Here is a 469-nt window from a genome sequence, read left to right on the forward strand (position 1 = left end):
ATCATGGGATAAGATTCGCATCCGATTGAAAACCAATACCTCTGCCTCCAACAGCAAAAGCGCGGCACTGGTCAAGGATGAGGCGGAAGGATGGCGTGTCTTCTACAGCTATAGCAACGATCCGAGGATCGGAGAGACCGAACTCAGTGCGCATAGGGGTTTCGCCGAGATCGTGTTCGACAAGGATTTGATGGCTGGAGACGGCGAATACTTCAACGGCCACGGTAGGTACACGTTCGGTACGATGAAGCTGGAGAAGATCCACAATGGCTAGAGATATCAACAAACGCTTGAACCAGCTCCGCACTCGTCGCTCTGGCGTGGACCGGCTTGGGATGGTCACTCAAGACGCCGCCGCCGACGTTCTGAGGAAAAGCTATCTCGAAGAAGGCTGGCAAAAACGGGCGAAGGAGCAGCCTTACACGCGCTACTGCCTCGGCGCGATGCAGGAAGTCGATCAGGATTACAC

2 pseudogenes are annotated in these 469 nt (G+C 54.8%); both read left to right on the forward strand.

Annotation, left to right across the window (positions count from 1 at the left end):
• Window positions 1-274: pseudogene (locus AB4Z23_RS28435) on the forward strand (hypothetical protein); the annotation flags it as partial.
• Window positions 267-469 (forward strand): annotated as a pseudogene (locus AB4Z23_RS28440) (hypothetical protein); the annotation flags it as partial. The pseudogenes AB4Z23_RS28435 and AB4Z23_RS28440, both read left to right, overlap by 8 nt.

The organism is Agrobacterium sp. MCAB5, from assembly GCF_052114365.1.
In the GTDB taxonomy this organism is placed as follows: domain Bacteria; phylum Pseudomonadota; class Alphaproteobacteria; order Rhizobiales; family Rhizobiaceae; genus Agrobacterium; species Agrobacterium tumefaciens.